The sequence below is a fragment of the Streptomyces sp. NBC_01431 genome (assembly GCF_036231355.1).
Taxonomy (GTDB): Bacteria; Actinomycetota; Actinomycetes; order Streptomycetales; family Streptomycetaceae; genus Streptomyces.
Genome location: NZ_CP109497.1, coordinates 79617 through 99506, shown reverse-complemented (window position 1 = coordinate 99506; position 19890 = coordinate 79617). Strand labels below are relative to the sequence as shown.

At 69.3% G+C, this 19890-nt stretch carries 20 protein-coding genes and 2 pseudogenes; 10 read left to right on the top strand and 12 right to left on the bottom strand.

What is annotated here, in order from left to right:
* Window positions 1-52 precede the first annotated feature (52 nt).
* Window positions 53-220, bottom strand: a pseudogene (locus OG522_RS37910) (FAD-dependent oxidoreductase); the annotation flags it as partial.
* 172 nt (window positions 221-392) lie between these two features.
* On the opposite strand from OG522_RS37910, the gene OG522_RS37905 reads away from it, so the two are divergent.
* Both OG522_RS37905 and OG522_RS37900 read left to right on the top strand, forming a co-directional pair.
* Complete coding sequence (locus OG522_RS37905) at window positions 393-989, top strand: hypothetical protein (RefSeq protein ID WP_329467987.1); 597 nt, start codon at window positions 393-395, stop codon at window positions 987-989.
* A 223-nt stretch (window positions 990-1212) separates the two neighbouring features.
* Window positions 1213-1446, top strand: coding sequence for an effector-associated constant component EACC1 (locus OG522_RS37900; RefSeq protein ID WP_329467986.1), 234 nt, complete (start codon window positions 1213-1215; stop codon window positions 1444-1446).
* A 1-nt stretch (window position 1447) separates the two neighbouring features.
* On the opposite strand, the gene OG522_RS37895 is transcribed toward OG522_RS37900, so the two are convergent.
* A complete protein-coding gene (locus OG522_RS37895) occupies window positions 1448-2008 on the bottom strand; it encodes a TetR/AcrR family transcriptional regulator (RefSeq protein WP_329467985.1) in 561 nt (186 codons plus the stop codon).
* Window positions 2009-2045: 37 nt separating this feature from the next.
* Between OG522_RS37895 and OG522_RS37890 the strand changes: the two genes are divergently transcribed.
* On the top strand, window positions 2046-3086 hold the full coding sequence (locus OG522_RS37890) for an epoxide hydrolase family protein (protein ID WP_329467984.1): 1041 nt from the start codon (window positions 2046-2048) through the stop codon (window positions 3084-3086).
* A 269-nt stretch (window positions 3087-3355) separates the two neighbouring features.
* On the opposite strand, the gene OG522_RS37885 is transcribed toward OG522_RS37890, so the two are convergent.
* The gene (locus tag OG522_RS37885; RefSeq protein WP_329467983.1) at window positions 3356-4054 is read right to left on the bottom strand and encodes an SDR family oxidoreductase; all 699 of its coding nucleotides are present in this window, start codon (window positions 4052-4054) and stop codon (window positions 3356-3358) included.
* A 632-nt stretch (window positions 4055-4686) separates the two neighbouring features.
* Between OG522_RS37885 and OG522_RS37880 the strand changes: the two are divergent.
* A pseudogene (locus tag OG522_RS37880) lies at window positions 4687-4872 on the top strand (IS256 family transposase); the annotation flags it as partial.
* A 136-nt stretch (window positions 4873-5008) separates the two neighbouring features.
* Here OG522_RS37880 and OG522_RS37875 read toward each other — a convergent pair.
* Window positions 5009-5653: a TetR/AcrR family transcriptional regulator gene (locus OG522_RS37875; RefSeq protein WP_329467982.1), complete on the bottom strand. Its 645-nt coding sequence runs from the start codon at window positions 5651-5653 to the stop codon at window positions 5009-5011.
* 92 nt (window positions 5654-5745) lie between these two features.
* On the opposite strand from OG522_RS37875, the gene OG522_RS37870 reads away from it, so the two are divergent.
* The 3 genes from OG522_RS37870 (at window position 5746) to OG522_RS37860 (ending at window position 8056) form a co-directional block, all read left to right on the top strand.
* On the top strand, window positions 5746-5958 hold the full coding sequence (locus tag OG522_RS37870) for a hypothetical protein (protein WP_329467981.1): 213 nt from the start codon (window positions 5746-5748) through the stop codon (window positions 5956-5958).
* Window positions 5958-6116 (top strand): hypothetical protein, encoded by a 159-nt coding sequence (locus OG522_RS37865; RefSeq protein ID WP_329467980.1) that lies wholly within the window; start codon window positions 5958-5960, stop codon window positions 6114-6116. The genes OG522_RS37870 and OG522_RS37865 overlap by 1 nt, the downstream gene beginning before the upstream one ends.
* A gap of 431 nt (window positions 6117-6547) precedes the next feature.
* Window positions 6548-8056 carry a DUF4246 domain-containing protein gene (locus OG522_RS37860; protein WP_329467979.1) on the top strand — a complete coding sequence of 503 codons (1509 nt, stop codon included), beginning with the start codon at window positions 6548-6550 and terminating at the stop codon, window positions 8054-8056.
* Window positions 8057-8233: 177 nt separating this feature from the next.
* On the opposite strand, the gene OG522_RS37855 is transcribed toward OG522_RS37860, so the two are convergent.
* The 3 genes from OG522_RS37855 to OG522_RS37845 form a co-directional block, all read right to left on the bottom strand.
* On the bottom strand, window positions 8234-8833 hold the full coding sequence (locus tag OG522_RS37855) for an HAAS signaling domain-containing protein (protein WP_329467978.1): 600 nt from the start codon (window positions 8831-8833) through the stop codon (window positions 8234-8236).
* A complete protein-coding gene (locus OG522_RS37850) occupies window positions 8830-9204 on the bottom strand; it encodes a PadR family transcriptional regulator (RefSeq protein ID WP_329467977.1) in 375 nt (124 codons plus the stop codon). The genes OG522_RS37855 and OG522_RS37850 overlap by 4 nt, the downstream gene beginning before the upstream one ends.
* Window positions 9205-9672: 468 nt before the next feature.
* On the bottom strand, window positions 9673-11004 hold the full coding sequence (locus OG522_RS37845) for an MFS transporter (protein WP_443074866.1): 1332 nt from the start codon (window positions 11002-11004) through the stop codon (window positions 9673-9675).
* A gap of 88 nt (window positions 11005-11092) precedes the next feature.
* Between OG522_RS37845 and OG522_RS37840 the strand changes: the two genes are divergently transcribed.
* Window positions 11093-12073, top strand: coding sequence for a winged helix-turn-helix domain-containing protein (locus OG522_RS37840; RefSeq protein WP_329467976.1), 981 nt, complete (start codon window positions 11093-11095; stop codon window positions 12071-12073).
* A gap of 243 nt (window positions 12074-12316) precedes the next feature.
* On the opposite strand, the gene OG522_RS37835 is transcribed toward OG522_RS37840, so the two are convergent.
* Window positions 12317-12802: a MarR family winged helix-turn-helix transcriptional regulator gene (locus tag OG522_RS37835; protein WP_329467975.1), complete on the bottom strand. Its 486-nt coding sequence runs from the start codon at window positions 12800-12802 to the stop codon at window positions 12317-12319.
* A gap of 519 nt (window positions 12803-13321) precedes the next feature.
* Here OG522_RS37835 and OG522_RS37830 point away from each other — a divergent pair.
* Window positions 13322-14176 (top strand): oxidoreductase, encoded by an 855-nt coding sequence (locus OG522_RS37830; protein WP_329467974.1) that lies wholly within the window; start codon window positions 13322-13324, stop codon window positions 14174-14176.
* 134 nt (window positions 14177-14310) lie between these two features.
* Window positions 14311-14478, top strand: a complete 168-nt coding sequence (locus OG522_RS37825; protein WP_329467973.1) for a hypothetical protein — start codon at window positions 14311-14313, stop codon at window positions 14476-14478.
* 63 nt (window positions 14479-14541) lie between these two features.
* Here the strand turns inward: OG522_RS37825 and OG522_RS37820 are convergent, their stop codons facing one another.
* The 4 genes from OG522_RS37820 to OG522_RS37805 form a co-directional block, all read right to left on the bottom strand.
* Entirely contained in the window at window positions 14542-15321 is a 780-nt protein-coding gene (locus OG522_RS37820; protein WP_329467972.1) for a hypothetical protein, read from the bottom strand.
* The gene (locus OG522_RS37815) at window positions 15318-15848 is read right to left on the bottom strand and encodes a SigE family RNA polymerase sigma factor (RefSeq protein WP_329467971.1); all 531 of its coding nucleotides are present in this window, start codon (window positions 15846-15848) and stop codon (window positions 15318-15320) included. Before OG522_RS37815 ends, OG522_RS37820 begins: the two co-directional genes overlap by 4 nt.
* 128 nt (window positions 15849-15976) lie before the next feature.
* Window positions 15977-16906, bottom strand: coding sequence for an expansin EXLX1 family cellulose-binding protein (locus OG522_RS37810; protein WP_329467970.1), 930 nt, complete (start codon window positions 16904-16906; stop codon window positions 15977-15979).
* Between the two features lie 142 nt (window positions 16907-17048).
* Window positions 17049-19697, bottom strand: a complete 2649-nt coding sequence (locus OG522_RS37805) for an RICIN domain-containing protein (protein ID WP_329467969.1) — start codon at window positions 19695-19697, stop codon at window positions 17049-17051.
* Window positions 19698-19890: the final 193 nt, after the last annotated feature.

Genomic DNA, 19890 nt, shown 5'->3' with positions numbered 1-19890 from the left:
CGCGAGCAACCGCGCGACCAGACGGCGCGCGTCACGGCGGCGCCGACAGCCGGACCTTCATCACCTCGACCCCGCTGCGCACCCGCACGGCCAGGCGGTCGAGCGCGGCCCGCAGATGCACCCTCGCCTTCGGACTCATGGCCGCTCCGGGTTCGCCCCGGCCCACCAGCACCACGTCCAACTACGGGTACCGCTCGGCGATTTCCGCGGCCGACTCGATGCATGGCCTGCGGCACAGCGAATTCCGTGGCCCGCTTGGTGATGGGTTTGCCGGTTTGCCGTGCGGCGGCGGGGCGGTGTGAGGATCGTTGTCCCTGAACTTGGACCACGCGCCGCACCGGGCCGCATCGAGGAGGTCCTGGTGGGCATCAGGTTCAGGAAGGGGGTATGCCATGACGTGGCAGACGGCGGAGTTCGGGGCGTCGCACGAGGGCGCGGTGGCGGTGGTCCTGGCTGACGGAAGTGAACCGGGGCCGGTCTATCTCGACGCGGGGAGCGGTGGCGGCATCCCCGCGACCACGCAGTGGACCGTCTACACCGGCCGCTTCGGGGCCCCTCGCGCGGCCGCGCTGCGGGGCTCCTGTTCGTGCGGGTGGCGCGGCACGCCTTGCTATCCGATCGACTGGGCCGCCGTGGGGGACACTCCTCTGCGCGAGGCCGATATCGACACGGCGGGCCCCGCCGCGGACTGGGACCAGCACATGAAAGACGTCGACGCCCGCACCCTGCCCCTGCCGGCCGACCTGGCAGACCTCCTGGACATGCTCGCCGAGCGCCTGGACAACCTCGCCTTCGACGCCCCGCTCGCCGCACTCAAAGCCGTCGCCGCCGTCGAGCGTGTCACCCACCGCATCAGCCACGCCGCCGCCCACAACGTGCTGACGGAACAGTCCGCCGACGAAGCCTCCTGGGAAGAGATCGGTAGGGCCCTGGGGCTGACGGAAAAGGACGCCCGCTCGCGCCTCACCCGCTACGCCTGGAGGCGCTGAACCGGCACCGCTCTGCCCGAAGGCGCCGGGCCACCAGCGGCCGGTCGAAGCCCAACTTCCCTGAATGTATTGACAGTTGGTCTTCAGTGCTGATCGAATTTCGCGCAATGCTCGATGCTGTTGGCATGGGTGTTGACCGTGCGGATGCCGAGGCATCTACGGCTGTTGAGCCGGCTCCGAGGGGGTCGGCGCGACCGGCACGACCTGGATGTGAGGGGGCATCGTGGGCGCCGACGACGTACGCGCTGTGGAGCTGGCCGTATCCCACCAGGGTGAGTTGAACTCGCTGCGGACGTGGTTGGGCCTTGCGGCGATCGAGGACGTGGAGGTCCGCCGGGTTCCCGGTGCCCCCGTTCTCGGGGAGCAGGGTGCCTCCGATGTGCTGAGCGTGGTGGCCGGCAGCACGGGGCTGGTCGCCGCCCTCAAGCCCGCCCGGCAGGTGTTCTCGCCGTCGTGAATCACCCATCGGCGAGGCGTTGGATGGTGGCGCCCAGCCATGCCTGGAGGTCAGCGGGGTCGCCGAGTTCGGAACGCAGGACCCGGCTGCGGGTCGAGACGCCGAGCACGAAGGCGTCGATCGCCGCGGCTCGGCTGCGGGCATCCGCGTCGGCCAGGCCGCTGTCGCGCAGGTAGCGGTGCAGCGGCTCAAGCGAGTTCGTGTCGAGGAAGGCGGCCAACGCCTCCGCCGCCTCCGGGCGTTCGCCGGACGCGCGTTGCAGCGCGAGCAGCGGATCCAACCCGGGTGCGCCGAACCAGCGCTGGACGATGCTCGCCGCGAGGCGCGAACCGAGCGAGGAGCGGTCGCCGTCGAAGGAGTTCTCAACCGGAAGTTCCACCTGGGTCGCCGCCAGGAAAAGGCCGTCCTTGCCCCCGAAGTAGCGCGTGATCAGGTTGGGCGACACACACGCCGCGTCGGCCACGCCCTTCACCGTGATCGCCGCGTACCCGTGCTGCGCGAACTGGCGTCGCGCGTGTTCCAGGATCCGCTGCCGGGTGGCGGCCGCATTGCGCAAAGTCATGTGTACGAGCATACACATCATGTGTATCGTCGTACACATGATGGATGACCTGCGAGGACGAATCCGGCGGACGCGGCGCGTAGCGGCCCCGTGGAGCGACGACACAAGACGCGGCATCGGCGCCACCCACCTCGACCAGCTGCTCGAACGCTGGGCCGACGGGTATGACTGGGGTGTGCACGAGCGTCGTATCGCCGAGTTTCCTTGGGTGACGGTGGGGGCAGGCGGCACCGAGCTGCGGGTGATTCACCAGCGCTCCGCGGACCCCGGCGCCCCGGTCGTCGTGCTGCTGCATGGCTGGCCGGACTCGGTATTGAGGTTCGAGCGTGTTCTGCCGTTGCTCGCTGACATGCATGTGGTGGTGCCCGCACTGCCGGGTTTCCCGTTCGCGGCCCCGCTCACCACTTCCGGTATGTCGGCCAACCGGATCGCGGGGATCGTCGCGGACGGTCTGGCTGAGCTCGGCTACTCGCGGTACACGCTGTCCGGAGGCGATGTGGGTGGAACGGTCGCGGAACTCCTCGCGGCCGAACATCCCGGCCGGGTGGCTGCCCTGCACCTCACGAACATCGCCCCGCAGCGTGCGCTCACGGCGGACCCCGCGAAGCTCGCCCCCGATGCGGCGGCATACCTCGGCCGGTCGGCGCAGTGGTTCCGGACCGAGGGCGGATACATCGCGGAGCAGTCGACGCGGCCGAACACCCTTGCCGTCGCCCTCGGCGACTCACCCGCGGGCCTCGCGGCGTGGATCGTAGAGAAACTGGAGTCCTGGTCCGACGAGTCGGCCTTCACCCCGGATGAACTTCTCACCTGGGTCACCGCCTACTGGGCCACCGGCACGATAGGCACTTCGTTCACGACCTATGTCGAACCGGTCGTGCTCCCTGACCGGATCGACACGCCAACCGTGCTTTCCGTGTTCCCGCACGACGTCAAACCCGAGCCGCGAAGCTACGCCGAGGCCTTCCTGAACATCCGCGAGTACGTCGAACATCCTGCCGGCGGCCACTTCGCAGCCTGGGAACAGCCCGAGGCCTACGTCGACGACATCCACCGTGCGGTCAACCTGGGCGGCTGACACGGAACTTGCGCACGCTCCACTACTGCCAGACCGTGCGCCCGGTCCGGTCCGGCCCCGTCCGGCCCGTGGCGCGGCAGCCGACACCGTGAACCCTTGCGTTGTGAGATGACCTCAGGGCCAAAGCCAGATGTTCAAGGCAACGGCGGTGACGGTGCTTGGGGACGCCGCGGGGTGGCGGCCCAGATCCGAAGGTGCCCCCGGCCCGCGTCACACCATGCCTGGCGGAGCCAAAGACGCCTCCCCGTACGCCCCTTGGGAGCTCTACCTCAGCCAACCTGCCCCGTCGGCCGCACCGTGATGTGGTTGATGTCCACGCCGGCGGGCTGGCTGACGGCGAAGACAATGGTGTCCGCGATCTGCTCGGCGGTCATCGTGGCGGCTGCCTCGGGGGTGCCGCCGCGGGCGTGCCAGAAGGGGGTGTCCACGATGCCGGGGGCGACAACGGTGACGCCGACTCCGTCCTGGCCGACCAGGAGGCGGGTGTTCTCGGCGAGGGCGTGGGCGGCCCACTTGGTGACGGAGTAGAGGTTGCCGGGGGTGTGGCGGACGCCGGCGACCGAGCCGATGATCACGATTCGGCCCTTGGAGGTCCTCAGGTGGGGCAGGGTCTCCTGGATCAGCAGGGCGGGACCCAGGACGTTGGTGAGGACCATGGCGCGCATGTCCTCAGGGGCGTGGGTCTCCAGGTTGCCGGGCAGGGAGAATCCAGCGTTGGCTATGACGTTGTCCAGTTGGCCCCAGGTGTCGAGCACATGACGGACGGCGGCGGCGACGTCATCTGCTTCGCCGGCGTCGCCGGTGATCGTCAGCAGCCGCTCGCCCGCCCCCGCGGTGGTGGCGAAGGCGGCCAGCTTGCCCACGTCGCGTCCGGTGACGGCCACGCGGTGGCCCTGCTTGAGCAGGGCGCGGGCGGTGGCGGCGCCGATTCCGGTCGAGCCACCGGTGATCAGCGTGACGGGTTCCATGGGACGGCCTCCTGGGCGACGGGGTCATCGGGGCAGAGCGCCTGCACTATAACCAGCGATCTTCGACGCTCGCCCCTGGCTTTGTCCGACGGCTCCGCTCCTGACTATGGATCAGGAGCTAGGCAGTCGCCTGGCGGAGGTGGTGCAGGAGGTGGTGCGGGAAGTGAGGCGCTCGGCCGCTCACGCGGCGGCTTCACCACCAGACTCCGCCTGAGCGCGCTGCCGCCCGCTGTCGATGCTCGTCACTCCCGGACAGCGGGCGGACCGCACCCCTCATGATCTGGCTCTGCTCATGATCGCCGGAACTCTCCCTAGTACTGCACGGTGGGCCGGGCAGTACTCCGACGGGAGTGGCCTCGCTCGCAGTCCGGACACTGTCCGCGCAGGCTGAGGCATGAACGGCGTACGATCCGCAGCCCCACGGCGTCATGGCGCGGTCCGTCCGGTCCCCCGAAGTCCGTGAGGCCCAGAGCGGCGAACGGCAGGACGGCGACGACGCAGACCAAGCCGTGAGCAATGCTCATGACCGGTGGATCAGCCTCGGGTCGGACGCGGAGAGCGTACCTTCCCGAGTGATCGACTTCTGGTCATCGAGTAGGCCGACGTTGCACCGTCGGTTGGGAGGCACGCCCGTGCTGAGCGTAGTGAATGCTGATGGAACGACCGAGACCGGCTCCCTGATCGACGACATCGTCCGCGAAGGCGCGAGGCGGATGCTGGCCGCCGCTCTGAAGGCTGAAGTCAACGCCTATGTAGCCGAGTTGGCTGACCAGCGAGACGAGAGGGGGCGCCGCCTGGTGGTCCGCAACGGCTATCACCAGCCCGCCCAGACCCGCTGGCGGCCGTGAACGCTCCCCACCTCGTCGCCCTCGTCCGAGCCGGATCCCGCTTTGAACGTGGCCACCTCGTCGTGCGCCCGGAGGCTCACGCAGCCTGATTCACCGGGCGCTGCGGTCAGTGCGCCGAGTCCGGAGTCCCAACGGGCAGTGACAGATCGTCCAGATGCGTGAGCAGCACATCGGTACATGCCCGTGGGGACAGGATCTCGGGATGCAGGACGGCGCTGAGGCTGAGTCCGTCCAGAAGCGCCGTCAGCCGTTCGGCCTCGATGCCGAGGTCGAGGCCGGGGCGCAAGGCGCCTGCCTCGTCGAGCCGGGTGAGTACGCGGCGTATCAGCTTTCTCGTGCCTTCGGCGGCCCGGCGCGACAGGTCGTTGAAGGCCGGGTTGGTGCGGGCAGCGGTGTTGAAGTCCAGGAAGACGGTGACTTCGGCACGGCGGTGTGCGTCGAGCGGCAGAAGCTCGGCCAGGAGCCCGGCTGCGAGCTGGAGCTGTTCGGGGCGGGGGCGGCTGCCCAGGTCTCCGATCCGCTCGACGTGTTCGAGCAGTCGGCTTTCGACCCGGTCGAGCATCGACTGCATCGCAAACCGCATCAGGTCCTGCTGACTGGCGAAATAGTGGCGCAGGGAGCCGATGTTGAGCTGGGCCTCGTCGGCGACGGCTCGAAGCGAGGTGCGTTGCAGACCTTCGCGGACGACGACTCGGAACAACGCGTCGACGACGTGGCCACGGCGAGCGACCGGGTCTACGTGTTTAGGCATGGAGCCGTTCTATCACGCCTGTGATACAACGGATGTATCACAGGCGTGACAGAACGGGTGGAGGCTTCTTCGTGGAGACATACCTCAATCTCATGCTCATCAGGTTCGGCCTGATAGTGGGCGGCCTCGTGGTGCTGGCGCTGCTGGTCTTCGCCATCGCCCTGACTCTCAAGCGCAGGGGCAGGCTCGACGAGGTCCGTCGGCATGCGGACCCAGTGGTGAGGGCCGGGCTGCGCGCCGCTGCCCGACGGCTTGAGGGCCGGAAGAACGGGGCGTCCTGGTCGCGGCGACAGGACGGCCGGTGATGGTCAGCCTCGAAGCGGAGTCGTCGGAACTCCTTCACCACCTGTTGCTGGACCGTGCGATCAAGGTCGTCATCGTGGTCGTGGCGCTGGGCATCCTGGCGCTCGGAATGACGATGATCTGGCGAAGAACTGGACGGGCGAAAAAGCGGCCTGACTGAGCCGATGACACTCGACCGATCCACAGCTATTGACTATTCCTCTCGAGCCACATGCAGATCCAACTGTCGGTTTCCGACGGTCCCATCAGGCGATGGGGCCGTCAGTGGCTGAGCTACACGACTACACGGTCCCGCGACCCACTCAAGCTCGCTGTGCTGAGGGCCGCACCGCTCAACGCGAGCTCCCCACCGATACGGGTCTCCAGGCGGAGCCGTTGGGCACCGGCCCACCCACGGCCCCGGCTACCCGAGTCCAGGACCCGACTCACCCTGCTTTGAGTGTCTGTGACGGTGTGACACGCCCACTACAGCCAGAGCACTACGTCGACGCCCTGGCGTCCGGTCCAGCGACGACAGGGACCAAGGCTGCGGTGTCAGTGCGCTGAAGTATCCTTCCCGCCACCGCACACCGACCGGGAGGACCAAGAGAATTGACTGGCCTGTCTGCTTTCCCACTGCCCTTTCATGTTTCCCGTTCCATATCGTTCGCGACACCCCGAACGCTGCGAGAACTTCAGATGATGCAGTGCAGCGCGCTGATTAGGGCGAAGCCGGGGTGGTTCGACAAGATGAACGACGCCGACATCGTCAATAGGTGGACGCAAGAAGCGGTCGCCCAGGGCCTCACCGAAGCGCAGGTCCGTTACGTGCTTGCCGAACTCCTGCATTACGCCTCGCTGCGCGACGCACGAACCGGCATCGAGGTGTCTGCCGTCGACGGGGTGTGGCAGTCGGACACACTGATTGACGAGGAGCTCAGATCCCGGCTGCGCGAGGCGGTTCGGGTTCTGGAGCAGGTCCCCGAAGCCGAACAGGACTGGCATCCCGGATCCGACGGCCAGGTACTGGATCTGGTGCATCCCTCACTGTTCTGCCTGGTGAGAGAGGTGAGCGGGGCGCCCGGGGAAGCCTGGCAGAACCCGACGGACCGCTACTCCAGATATGAGTTCTCGGAGAAATTCCAGTGGCTGCCCACGGACGTCGACGTCAGTGCCGACGGCGATGTCGCCTTCCGTTCGTACGTCAACAACGTCCACCCCGAGAATCATCGCGAACTGACCTCCGTCCTGCCGGACTTGTTCGCGCGGTTGCGTCCGCTGCTGGAGAACGTACTCACCGATCTGCGCCACCCGCGGCCCCCGCGGATCGAGGCCGATCCTTTCGGGTGGTACGACTCGGTACCGGAGTATCCGAACAGGTCCAACTACAGTGATGATGGGGCCTACGACGAGGCCTTGCGTGTCTGGGAAGAGGTCCATGAGGGCTGGTGGGAAAACCGCCGCCCGGCCATCCCGGACGCCCCGGCCTTCACCGCGCCCGAGTTGCCCGACGAATCCGCCCGAGTCGACCTGCGGGGCCACCGTCTCCAGGTCATCGTCAAGCTCGCCACCATTCATCTCACCCCGGACAAACCCGAGTACCCCGGCGGTTCCTGGCATGTCGAGGGGATGATGAACGAGCGGATCGTCTCGACCGGCATCTATTACTGGGACAGCGAGAACGTCACCGAAAGCCGACTGAGTTTCCGGGCGGCACTCAACGACCCGGATTACGAACAGAGCGACGACAACGGCCTGCGTGAGGTCTACGGCCTGGAGGACGAAGACGCATTGAACCAGGTGCTGGGATCGGCATCGACCCCAGCGGGCCGCTGCCTGGCGTTCCCGAACATCCTGCAACACCGCGTCGGCTCATTCCGCCTCTCGGACCCCACTCGCGCGGGATATCGCAAGATTCTCGCCTTCTTCCTGGTCGATCCGTCGGAAAAAATCGTCTCGACATCCGATGTGCCACCGCAACAACCATGGTCCGACACCTCGACCATGACGCTTGAACAGGCCAGGAACTACCGCGAACAACTCATGCAGGAACGCAAGTTCTTCGTCGACGAACACAACGAGCAACTCTATGAACGAGAATTCTCCCTCTGCGAGCACTGAACCTGTTCCGTCCTGACTGCGTGCAGGCCAGGAGGGTGCGGGCGGCCCGGACGGTGGTGCCGATGCGGGAGGGACGCGAACGGTGGCGCTGACTCCTTGATGGGCCGCCACTCGGATTCAGCGATGAGGCGGAGGTGGCCGGAACGCCTTGGTGGACGGGGACGTTGGCGGCCGCGCTCAGGCGCGGCGGGCCCGCCAGAGCCATGTTGCCGTACCGGCCAGCAGGACGAGCGTCGCCAGGTTGGCCAGGAGGGCCGGAGCGTCACCGGCCGGGGCGGTGGTGGACCACATCCAGATGCTGATCGCGACGGTCGGCAGGACGGCGGTGAGCAGAACGCCGGTGGTCTTCTGGACAGGGGTCCAGTGCACTGAGGTGCAGAGGAGTACCGCACCGATGACGCGGAACAAGGTGCTGCACAACCGCACGCCGGGGACGTCGGGGAAGACCGCCGCGAAGAGGAAGGGGAGGGTGAGCATCAGGAGCGGGACCAAAGGGTGCACCTTGCCGCGCCGGGCGGGTGCGCCGAGACCGCTGGGGGCCGGGGCCCCGGCAACCGCGTTGCCCGCCTCGGCCAGTGCCGTCGCGGCGATCGTGCGAGGGTCACCCAACTCGGCCAGGATCTTGCCGATCGGGGCGTCGGGGCGTTCGGCGCGCGTCACCTCGATGTGTTCGGCCAGGTCGGCGAGGAGTTCCTGGCGGCGGTCGGCAGGGAGTGTGGAGGCCTCGCGCTCGACGGCGGAGAGGTAGTCGAGTGCAAGGTCGGCAGAGGTCTTCATGCGAGGTCTCCGGTCGAGGGGGGCGGGGTGGTCAGGAAGGCGTCGACGGCGTCGCGGAAGCCGGGCCAGAGACGGGTGAACTCGTCGAGTGCGGACCGGCCGCTGTCGGTGAGCGCGTAGTAGCGACGGGGCGGCCCCGAAGCGGACTCCTGCCAGGTGGTGGTGACCAGGTCGTCGCGGCGGAGCCGGGAGAGCAGGGGGTAGACCGTGCCCTGGCTGGTGGCCAGGGCGCCGGAGTCCTCCAGGGCGTGGAGGAGTTCCACGCCGTAGCGGGGGCGGTCCCGCATCAGGGCGAGTACGCAGTACTCCAGGACGCCCTTGCGCAACTGGGCGGCTGCCCGAGCCTGCTTGGTCGAATCACCTGGTTCCATGCGATGCAAGATACCTGGTGGGGCAAGTGAATGAGAAGGGGGGTGGGTGTAGTTCCTGGCGCATCCAGGAATTCCGCGCCCGGTGATCAACCTGGTGGTTTCGGTCCGGTGAGCCGCCGACGGACTCACCCACACGCTTGGCTCCGGCCTCTACGCCGCCGCGAGATGGTCACCAGCTCCCTGCGCGGGAGCCGCGAAAGCGCCACCAACTCACCGGATACTTCAGCGGGGTTGGCCGTGACGACATCGTCCTCACCACCGGCAACGAAGCCCTCCGCGCTACGGCAACGACGAGGGCGCCCTGCCGCGAGGGCTGCCGCCGCCGCGAGGGCGGGCCGAGTGACGGCGTGGCCATGTGTCCCGACAAGTCCACCAAATCGCCGGCGCCGACGGCGGGGGCTGGGCGACCACGCCCCCCTCCGGACGCCTGGTGGACGCGCCTTCGTACGCCTCACGTCCTGGCGGGTGCTACGGCGAGCACGCTCCTCGACCACCCGCATCGGCAGGACCGTCACAGCTGTCCACACCCTTCTCACCCGTGACGACTCCGGATGAAAGGCGCTCAGTGGGCGGGTGCCAGGTGAGAATCCAGCCGGCGGTCAGCGCCGCAGCGGCGCCTGCCAGGGCGATTGCGCCGCCCGTTCCGATGCCTGCGGCCAGCGAGCCGAAGCAGGCTGGACCGACGCCCTGCAGCGTCATGTTGCCGGAGCCGAGCAGACCGAAGGCCTGGCCCTGGCCATCCGGCGGCAGGGCGTCCAGGAACGGCCGTTGCAGACCGAGACCGTAGGCGAATCCGAAGCCGCAGAGCAGCAGCAGACAGGACGAGACACCCACTCCGGGCTCGGCGGCGAAGCCGACAAGAGGCAGTCCCATCAGCGCGATCAGTGGGACTACCAGTCGCTCCCGGGTGGGTGGCCGTAGCAGTCGTCCCACCAGCAGGTCGCCGACAAGCATGCCGACCGGCAGACAGCCCATCAGCACCGCGTACCAGCCGGGCGCGAAGTGGCGCCCTCCCGCGTAGGCGACGATCAGACCTTCCGCGCCTGCTACGAACGCGGACGGTAGCCACTGGGCCAGCATCAGTCGTCGCACCGTGCGTCCGCGCAGCAGCAGGCCGGCGCCGTGCAGGCTTGCCCGGACGGCGCTGCCATCGCCCCGAGTGCCGCCGGATGCGCTGCCGAACGCTTCCGGTTGCAGCCGGGGTAGCCGCAGGCGGACAGCGAGCGCGCAGCCGAGGTAGAGGGCGGCGCTTACCGCGAGTGCCTGGTGTGGGCCGAGTACCGCGACGGCCGCACCTCCCAGCGCCAGACCGAGCAGTTGCGCGCCAGAGGAGGCCATGTTGTTCAGTGAACGGCCCAGCACATACGCGTCGCCCTCCAGCCACTGCGCGACCAGCCGACTCGACGCGCCGCTGAACACCGGTGTGGCGAGGGCGACCAGCGCCACGACACAGAGGCTCGCCGCGACCGGCATCCGCACCAGGGCGAGCAGCAGGGCGGCGGCGCACGTCAAGGCGTAGCCGCCGGTAATGAGCGCGCGGGGCGGCAGTCGGTCGGCCAGTGAGCCCAGCAACAGCGAACCGAACAGCTGCGGGATGAAGCCGATGCCGAAGGCCACTGCGCTCAGCAGCGCGGAGCTGGTGGCCGCGAAGACCAGTACCGAGAACGTGGTGATCCGCAGCGCGTCCGCAGTGATCGAGATGGCACGGGTCAAGAAGAGCAGCCGGAATCGCGGCTCGGCCAGCACCTCCCGGTAGGTGACACGGTGGTTGCCCTGCGCGGGCTCGGCGGTTGGGGTCATGGCGCCCAGCCTCGCCGTGCGCCCACGCCACTCACCAATGATTCGTCGCTGGACGAATCGGAACCACGTCCCGCGGTAGCATCGCGAGGTGCTGCGCTTCGAAGTCTCCGTCGAGGACCTGCTGCGCAGCCGCTTCGCACTGTCGCCCGCCATGGACCTGTGCTTCCTGCTGCGCTCGCTCGCCGACCAGGACCGGCCGCTGCCGCGAGCCTGGGCCACCCGGCTCCTGCCGGCCTTTGAACGGCTTCGCCGCGAGACCGAGCTGAACGCCGCCCTCGCCCTGCACACCCCGCAATCCGGACCGAACTTCGTCGCCCCGCCCCCACGCGGCCTCAACCAGACCTGGGCAGACGACCTGGCCATGATCCGGGCCACACCGCTGGCAGCGGCCCGCCACGAAATCGCCACCACCGCGAGCGGCCCGTCCGCCCATGATCCCCGCGTACGCGCGGTGCTGGACTCGCCGGACGCCGTCGCGAGGATCGCCGAAGCGATGGACCGGGCATGGCACGAGCTGCTCGCCACGGACTGGTCGCAACTGCGCGCGATCTGTGAGCGCGATGTCGTGCACCGGGTGGGGGTGATCGGCGAACACGGATGGGCCACGACCATCGAGAGCCTGCACCCGAGCATCGCCTGGCGCGCCGGCGGTATCGAGATCGGCCACTTCCCCCAAGTCGGAACAGTCCGCCTCGTCGGCGACGGGCTCCTGCTGGTCCCTTCGGTCTTCGTCGCGAATATCGGCGCCCACCTGGAAGACCCCTGGCCCAGAACCTTGATCTACCGTGCCCGCGGCACCGCCGCCCTGTGGGGCGAACCGGAGACGGTCCCCCAACCGGATGCTCTGACCGCTCTGGTCGGCCGGGCCCGAGCCCGGCTGCTGTTGGCGCTGGACGCCCCGGCCAGTACCAGCCACCTCGCCCGAAGCCTCGCCATGGCGCCCGGCGCGGTAGGGGACCACCTCGCCATCCTGCGCGGCGCGGGGCTGCTCGTTCGCGCCCGGTCCGGACGGTCGGTGCTCTACCGGCGCACCCCGCTCGGCGAGGCACTGGTCGCCGGTTCGGGCTGACGGCCCAGCCCGGCACTGCTTTCTGAGGCGCCGCCAGCAGATGTTGCGCAGATGAGGAAGGCTTGGTGGGTGTCGGCGTGGATCTCCCGGGGGTGCCGTGCCCGGGGTGCACACGGACCGGGCAGTAGGACGGGTGTTGGACGTGCGGGTCCGGGGGCCGGGGCGCCGTGTGATCGCGGGGTGTGCGATCCGAGATGCATTCCCAACTGTCGTGCCAGCGGGCTGAGTTGTGTTGCCTGACTCCTATGCGTCCTTGGGGACGTCGTGGCGCGACGCCGTACCGAACTCGTCTTCCAGGCGGCCCAGGAGCCGGCTCAGCAGCACGTTCAGCTCGTTGAGTTCCTCAACGGACAAGGCCTCGGTGAACAGTTGCTGCTCCTGGCGGGTGCGCGCCTGGGTGGCGGCACGCCAGCGCTCCTGGCCGTGCGGGGTGAGCCGGACCGGTTTGCTGCGGCCGTCAGTCGCGGCTACCGATTCGATCAGGCCCGCCCGGGAGAGCCGGTTCAGGCGCACGCTCATGGTTCCTGAGGTGATCCCGAGCTGCTGGGACAGCGCGGTGGGGGAGGCCTCGTGCGGGGCTCCGGTGCGCTGTAGAGCCGACAGGGCGGCCCAGTCACCGGCGGTCAGCTCGTTGGCGGCCGCGACCTGAGTGAGCAGGCGCTCGAACAGCCGGGCCATACGGCCGATGCGTTGCCGGGCTGCCTCGGTGAGTGGATCGACGTCAGGCATGTCGGCGATCCACGCGGACAGGTCGGCCTCCACTGAGTCGTGTGACGGCCTTGACGGCTGCTGGGGGGCAGGCACCTTTGACACTCCCTTGAGTCTCAAGATAATTTACCTTGGCACTCAAGGTAATCACAGCCGGAGGGCCACGTGACAGGAACGTCCACTCAACAGGACTCCCGGCCTGCCGTGGTCCGGCCTACTCGCCCTGGCCGTCGCCGGGTTGGTCACCGTGCTCACCGAGACTGTCCCCGCAGGGCTCCTGTCCCAGATCAGCGAGGGCCTCGACGTCTCCGAACCACCGCGGGACAAGCCCCCACCGCATCCGCCCCGGCCCCGGCACCCCCACTGCATCCGCCCCGGCCCCGGCACCCCCACCGCATCCGCACCACCGGCTCCGGCACCCCCACCGGCGAGCGCCCAGCACGGCAGCCCGGCACCGACGTACACCCGGTAGCCCCCATAAGGCGATGACATCCCACCGCCACCAACCCCAGCGCCGCACCAAGGAATCGAGGAACGCTGATGACCTCGCAACACCCCGACCACGAGGCCGCCAAGGTCTGGTTCATCACCGGCACCAGCACCGGCCTGGGCCGCGCTCTGGCCCATGAAGTCATCGCCGACGGCGCACGGTTGATCGCCACGGCCCGCGACACCGCGACCCTCGACGGCCTCGTGGCCCTGGCCCCCGACCGGGTCCGCGCCGTGGCCCTGGACGTCACCGACCCCACCGCGGTCCGCGACGCCGTGGACACCGCCCTCAAGGAATTCGGCCGCATCGACGTACTCGTCAACAACGCCGGCTACGCACTGCGCGGCGCCATCGAGGAACTCTCCGACACCGAACTGCGCCGCCAGTTCGACACCAACGTCTTCGGCGCGCTCGACGTGACCCGCGCCGCCCTGCCGACCATGCGCGCCCAGCGCTCCGGCTGCATCGTGCAGATGTCCTCGGTCGGCGGAGTCCTGGCCACCCTCGGCGGAAGCGCCTATGCGGGCACCAAATTCGCACTCGAAGGGCTTTCCGAAGGGCTGGCCGCCGAACTCAAACACCTCGGCATCCACGTCGTGATCGTCGAACCCGGCCCCTTCCGCACCGACTTCACCGGCCGCTCCGTACGGTGGGCCGATCCCATCGAGGACTACCGCCCCGCCCTGGACCCCGCGAAGAAGCAGTTCCTCGCCATGCACGACCACCAGCCGGGCGACCCCGCCCGCGCAGCACGGGCCATCATCACCGCCACCCAGATGGAAACACCCCCGCTGCGACTTCCCCTGGGTGCCAACGCGATCGACCGCATCCGCGAACACCTCCAGGCGCGCCTCCAAGAAGTCGACACGGTCGAAGCCTTGGGCCGCCCGACGGACTTTGCCTGATCCGGATCCTGAGCTGGATCCTGAGCCGCAACCTGATCCGGAACACCTCGCGGCACGACAGCCGCCGCGCGTCGGCCCCACGACGGTGTGACTCATGAGGCTCTCACGGCGCGAGCCCGTAGTAGAAAGGGGGAATGGGAAGACCGATGGTCGTCGTGCTCTACGTGGTCGCGATGGCAGCCGTCGTGGTCGGCGTGGACGTCCTGTTCTTCAGGCACGAGTTCTGGGGGCGGCTGATGGTGAACGTCGGAATCGTCCTGGTGTTCGTGGCTTTCTACTTGAGGTTCCTGAAGCGCTCATGAGCGCACCCCCCATCCCGCTTGCGCCCAAGCTCGTTGATTCTCGGGCCGGAACCCGTCGGGTCCTCATCGTGGCGGAGTAAACCCTCCCCAGACCGCGATGGAGCCGCCCGAGGTGTGCGCGTCGACGCGGTAGTTGTCGGACGTGGTGCTGCGCACGCCCGTGGCGTGGTTGTACTGGGCGGCGAACTCGTGCTGCCCGGCCGGCACGGTGCGGCCGGGCTTGAGGACCCAGCGGTACACCAGTGCACCGCCGGTCTCCTGGACGGTGACGGTGAAGTCGTCGCTCGGCAGAGTCCGCCAGTTGCCGGTGTTCTGAACGCCGCCGGTCTGCGCGATGCGCAGTTCCACCGTGAGCGAGGTGAGCGGCTGGGCAGCCTTGAGGGTGAGGTCGCTCTGGGCCCAGTAGACGGTGTTGTGCGGGCCCATCGAGCCCTCCGACCACAGCGGACCGCTCTGGGCCCGGCTGCCGGGCGGCGGAGTCGGGCGCGAACTGGCCCGGGGGGTGGGGGTCTGAGCAGGGCCGGAAGGGGTGGTGGGCGCCGACGGCGTCGGACGCGATGGGAGGGACGGGGAGGGGACGGCGGAGGGCGGGGCGGCCGGAGCGGTGTCCGACGGTGACGGAGCTCCGACGATGCCGGCGACGGCGACACCACCGGTCGCCAGAATGCCGGCGGTGACGAGACCGGCGAGCGCCGCCTTGGGCCGTGACCTCACGATCGACGGAGTGCGGTGCCGTACGGTGGCGCCGGCCGCGCCGCGCTCCACGCGCGCCAGCATCCGCGCACGGTCGGGCCGGTGGGACTCGGCGGTCTCGCGCAGCCGCCGGCTGATCTCCTCGTTCACCGAGCCCTCCTTCCTGCCGCCAGTTCCCCGGCCGCGCGTATGCCGAGTGTCCGTTCCAGCTCGGCCATTCCCTTCGAGGTCTGACTCTTCACCGTACCGACCGATATGCCCAGTGCCATCGCGGTGTCCTTCTCCGACAGGTCGAAGGCGTGGCGCAGCACCACGCACGCCCGCTTGCGGAACGGCAGTCGGTCGAGCGCCGCACGGACGTCAAGGACGGCTGCCACGTCCGGTGACTCCACTTCTCCGGGACCGCGGGACCAGAACAGCGCGACCCGGCGTCGCTCGCGGACCGCGCTTCGGATCCGTTCCCGCGCCAGGTTGGCCACCACGCCGCGAGCGTAGGCGAGCGGGTGGTGCGCCGTACGGAACCGGTCCCAGCGTTGCCACAGGGCGACCAGGGCATCCGCGGCGAGGTCGTCAGCCGCGTCCGTCTCGCCGGTCAGGAGGTGGGCGAGACGGGCCAGTTCGGCGTAGTGGCGTTCGAAGAAGTCGTGGAACTCCGCGGACGCGTCATCGAGGAGCATCTCCCTCGGTCGCCCTCTCCCTGTGATGTGCGCGTTGACAGCCGGCTTGAGCGTAACTGCCCCCGTCACCTCGGCCGGATGGGGGTTGCCCCCGAGAGTGGAGCCGTGACGGTGGGTGGGCAGCACGGTCAACGCCGGGCGAACTGAACGTCGGTCGGTTGCGCGACGTCCGGTTTGAGCGCGATCTTGTCGATGGTGAGTTGCTCTCCGTAGATGTCGGTGACCCTGATCGCGCCGCCGCATCCGCTGCCGTCGGCGGAGAGGAAGTAGTTGTAGTCGGTGCGGGGAAGTCGGCGCCAGCCGTTGGCGGTTCTGAGTTCAAGCACCGCCACCGGGTTCCGGTGGCCGATCACTTGGACGCCGCACCACCAGCGGCTGGACCCGGCCTTGTACCGGATGGAGATCATGTCGGGCGAGGTGGGGCTCAGCAGCGTCCAGCTGACCGGGATCCGGCCGAGGGAGGGGTTGGCGAGTTCCGCGAAAGCCTGTGTGCTGAGGTCGAGTTGTCCGGGTGCGCAGGGCAGCGGGCACTCGTTGACGATCCGCACGGTGATGGCGGCCCCGTTCGCGGCGCGAACCAACACCTGCGCCCCGCACGCCTTCGCAGACTCGTAGTCCGCGTGGTTCATCGCCGCGATCATGAGATCGCCGGACGGACCATACAAGCACGATCCCTGGCCGTCACCCGCGGCATAGGAAGTCGCGACTCCCCGGTAGGTGACCGCCGGTTTGATCCGTCCCGCCAGCGACGCCGCGCGCGGGCTGCTGGAGGCAGCGGGTGTAGGGGTACGGGTCGCTGACGGTGGCGGGCTCGTGATGGGTGGCAGCGCCGATGCGGTTGCCGCGCCGGTCGCCGCGGTGGGAGAACCGGAACCGGACGGGACGCTCGCCGGGGCAGCGGCGACCGACGCGTCGGTGCGATGTCCGGCATCGGCCCTGCTCCCGGGGAGGAGCGCGATGCCCACGCAGGCCAGAACCCCGACGGCCAGCACCGCCAACGGAATGCCGAAGGCCCGCCCGCGCCCGCGCCGCGGAGCGCGGTGGTTCGTTGTCCTCATGCCCATCCGTTCAGTAGATCGAGTCGACGTCGCACCCTTCAGTGGCCGCCGGACGCGAAAAGGTTGCCGCTCCGCTGCCCCCATATCGCCGCGGCCGAGCGGGCGGCGGCACCCGCCGCCGCCCGCCCACGGCCCACGGCGATCAGGACAGGTCGCCGTACACCACGCCACGGCCGTAGCCGCCCAGGTAGACCCGGCCGTACACGTCGGGGTCGCCTTCGACGACGCTGATGGCGCTCCCTCCGAACTGGTGCTGGTCGTCGGTGATCCGGAGCCAGCTCGAACCGCCGTCGATGGAGCGGAACACCCCGGAGACGCCCTTCACTGTTCCGCTGAGGTAGAGCGCCTGGTGGGTGGCGCCCGGGGCGGCCTTGCCGAAGCCGACGCCGTGCGCCTGCTGTACACCGCCGAGCCTGGTGAAGCTCGCTCCGCCGTTGGTGGAGTGCGCGAGCCCGTTGCTTCCGCCGGTGATCCACAGGTCACCGGCGGCCCCGGGGGCGGCCTTGAGCGATCCGTCACCCAGGCCGGTGGCTCGGGCGGAGAAGCTTCTCCCGCCGTCGGTGCTGGCGTACAGGGTGCCGCCGGTGAGGGCGTAGAAAGTGTTCGCCGCCGAACGGTCGGCCACCACGGCCGTGTCCGCGGGCAGTCCGGAGGCCGCGGCCCAGGCCGAACCATGGTTGGTCGAGTAGAACGGGCGCCGGCCTGAAGGCGTCCACACCACGGTGGCGCCGTCCGCCGAGACCGCCACGGTCCCGCCGCCCGCACCGTCAACGGGAGTCCCGGCGAACGGCGTCCAGTCGGCTCCGCCGTCGGTCGAGTATGCGCCGTGCTGCGCGCCGCCGAGACCGACCCGGACCATGAACCCCGGCTTCGCCTGCGCGAAGTCGATGCCGGTGGTGTTGGTGAACTGCGGCCCTGACAGCGCCTTGGAGGGCACCTTGGTCAGGTCATCGTGCCGGAATCCGCCCACGTCACCGAGTGCGCTGACCAGCGGGAGGCCGGGCGGCTTGGCCAGTGCGAGCACCACGGTCTCCTCCAGCCCCCTGGCCGGGACCGTCCAGTGCGTGGCACCCCCGTGGTCGGCCGCGGTCACATCATCGCTGCCCCACATCCCCGATCCGGTGCCGTACAGCACGTGCCCGGAGTCGAAGGGGTCGATCGCCAGCGCGCCCATCCAGTGCCCGATACCGGTACCCACGTACGGCGCCCCGGAGGCGTCCCGCTTCGAGGTCGCGCCGAGCGCCTTCCAGGAGGCACCACCGTCGGTCGACCTGTACACCTCGTCCGAGGGCCACCACCGGTCCAGCGTGGTCACCATCACCGTGGACGGGTGCTGCGGATCGACCGCCAGCCCGGCGAAGCCGTAGCTGCCGCTGGACGGCGATACGTTCTTCCACACCCCGGTGGACGGCGTGTACTTCCACACCGAACCGGCCGTCACCCCGTTCGGGCCCGGGGCGTTGGTGTACGTCAGATACAGCGAACCGTCGCCGGAGAGCACACCGTGCTGCGGCAACTGCCCGGTGGGCCGGCCGGGCACCGCCTGCCAGGTGCTGCCACCGTCGGTGGAGCGGTACAGCGAGTTGGCCCGGTCGGCCACCCCCACGTAGATCGTCCGGCTGCCGGCCGGGCCGAACGTCACGAAGGACAGGCCGACTCCGCTGCTCGCACCGTCCTTGACGGGGAAGCTGTTCACCTGGCTCCAGGTGACGCCGTAGTCGGTACTGCGCCAGAGCCCGTTCTTGCGGGTGCCCAGATACAGCGTGCCGTGGTTGGCGGGATCCACCGCCAGCCGCTCACCCATGGACCGGCCGTCCTCGTTGCCGCCCAGTTTGAACGGCAGGTCGGTGCGCTGGAACGTTTTGCCCTGGTCGGTGGAGCGGAGGATCGCGCCGTTGCCCGCCCAGCCGTTGGTGTAGCTGCCGCTCGCGAGGTACACGCGGTCCGGGTCGACCGGGTCGGTCGCCAGGCTCTCGATGCCCAACAGGTTCCAGTCGGCTCCACCGATCCAGTCGGTCAACGAGGTCCACCGGGCGGCGGTCGAGTCCCAGCGGTACGCGCCGCCCACGTCGGTGCGCGCGTACAGCAGACCCTTGCGGGCGGGGTTGAAGACCAGCCCGGTGACGAAGCCGCCGCCAACGATCTGCGCGTTGTGCCAGGTGTACCCGCCGGAGCCGGATGCCTTCACCAGCCGCCACTGCTGGTTGGTGCTGCCCTGGTCGGCGTACTGGACGAGCGGCACACCCTCGCCACCGGAGCCGCCCCACACGTCGAGCACCATCTTGCTGCTCCGGGAAACGAACTTCACCGCGGCGCCGCCCACGTCCTCGACCTTCCACTGCTGTGAGGCGGAACCGTGGTCGGTCTGCTGCTCGACGGCGGCGGCGGACTTTGTGGAAGCGCCCCGCACTCCGAGGACCTTGTGGCTGCCGCGGTTCTCCAGCTCGACGTATCCGTCCCCCGCCGCCCGTAGCCGCCACTGCTGGCTCGCGGCATCGGCCGCACGGCTCGTCTGCCGTATCCAGGCGCCGTCCGAAGCGTCCGCCCCGGGCACGTCCATCACTTTGTCGCTGCGGACGGACACCAACGTGTAATAGGTGTCGGGATCCACCGTCGCGGCCTCCGAGTCGGCCTGCACGAACAGCAAGTAGGGACCGAGGACGCCGGGCACGCCGAGCGCCAGACCCAGCGCCGTCCAGCGCCGGCGGTGGCGCCCACGCGTACGTCTTGCGCCACCGGCCGCGCGCCTGTGCCCGCCGCGGCCGTCTGCCACGGGATCCGTCTCGTTCATGGGGGCTGCTCCTTGTTTCGGCCCTGCCCGCGCAACCGCCCGGATCAGCGGTGCGCGGCGGCATGCGGCGCGGGGATCGGACGATCCGCGGTTGTGATCGTCTTGGTGTTGCCCGTCAGTTGCCGCCGCTCCGCGAAAGGTTGCCGCCCGCGACAGTTCGGTTCACGGGGCGAGGGCGGAACCACTCAGGAGC

Excerpts from the sequence above, each read along its gene's own strand:
- OG522_RS37905 (WP_329467987.1), top strand. The coding sequence starts at position 393 with ATGACGTGGCAGACGGCGGAGTTCGGGGCGTCGCACGAGGGCGCGGTG.
- OG522_RS37895 (WP_329467985.1), bottom strand. The coding sequence starts at position 2,008 with ATGACTTTGCGCAATGCGGCCGCCACCCGGCAGCGGATCCTGGAACAC.
- OG522_RS37890 (WP_329467984.1), top strand. The coding sequence starts at position 2,046 with ATGATGGATGACCTGCGAGGACGAATCCGGCGGACGCGGCGCGTAGCG.
- OG522_RS37885 (WP_329467983.1), bottom strand. The coding sequence starts at position 4,054 with ATGGAACCCGTCACGCTGATCACCGGTGGCTCGACCGGAATCGGCGCC.
- OG522_RS37875 (WP_329467982.1), bottom strand. The coding sequence starts at position 5,653 with ATGCCTAAACACGTAGACCCGGTCGCTCGCCGTGGCCACGTCGTCGAC.
- OG522_RS37870 (WP_329467981.1), top strand. The coding sequence starts at position 5,746 with ATGCTCATCAGGTTCGGCCTGATAGTGGGCGGCCTCGTGGTGCTGGCG.
- OG522_RS37865 (WP_329467980.1), top strand. The coding sequence starts at position 5,958 with ATGGTCAGCCTCGAAGCGGAGTCGTCGGAACTCCTTCACCACCTGTTG.
- OG522_RS37855 (WP_329467978.1), bottom strand. The coding sequence starts at position 8,833 with ATGAAGACCTCTGCCGACCTTGCACTCGACTACCTCTCCGCCGTCGAG.
- OG522_RS37850 (WP_329467977.1), bottom strand. The coding sequence starts at position 9,204 with ATGGAACCAGGTGATTCGACCAAGCAGGCTCGGGCAGCCGCCCAGTTG.
- OG522_RS37845 (WP_443074866.1), bottom strand. The coding sequence starts at position 11,004 with ATGACCCCAACCGCCGAGCCCGCGCAGGGCAACCACCGTGTCACCTAC.
- OG522_RS37835 (WP_329467975.1), bottom strand. The coding sequence starts at position 12,802 with ATGCCTGACGTCGATCCACTCACCGAGGCAGCCCGGCAACGCATCGGC.
- OG522_RS37830 (WP_329467974.1), top strand. The coding sequence starts at position 13,322 with ATGACCTCGCAACACCCCGACCACGAGGCCGCCAAGGTCTGGTTCATC.
- OG522_RS37825 (WP_329467973.1), top strand. The coding sequence starts at position 14,311 with ATGGGAAGACCGATGGTCGTCGTGCTCTACGTGGTCGCGATGGCAGCC.
- OG522_RS37815 (WP_329467971.1), bottom strand. The coding sequence starts at position 15,848 with ATGCTCCTCGATGACGCGTCCGCGGAGTTCCACGACTTCTTCGAACGC.
- OG522_RS37810 (WP_329467970.1), bottom strand. The coding sequence starts at position 16,906 with ATGAGGACAACGAACCACCGCGCTCCGCGGCGCGGGCGCGGGCGGGCC.
- OG522_RS37805 (WP_329467969.1), bottom strand. The coding sequence starts at position 19,697 with ATGAACGAGACGGATCCCGTGGCAGACGGCCGCGGCGGGCACAGGCGC.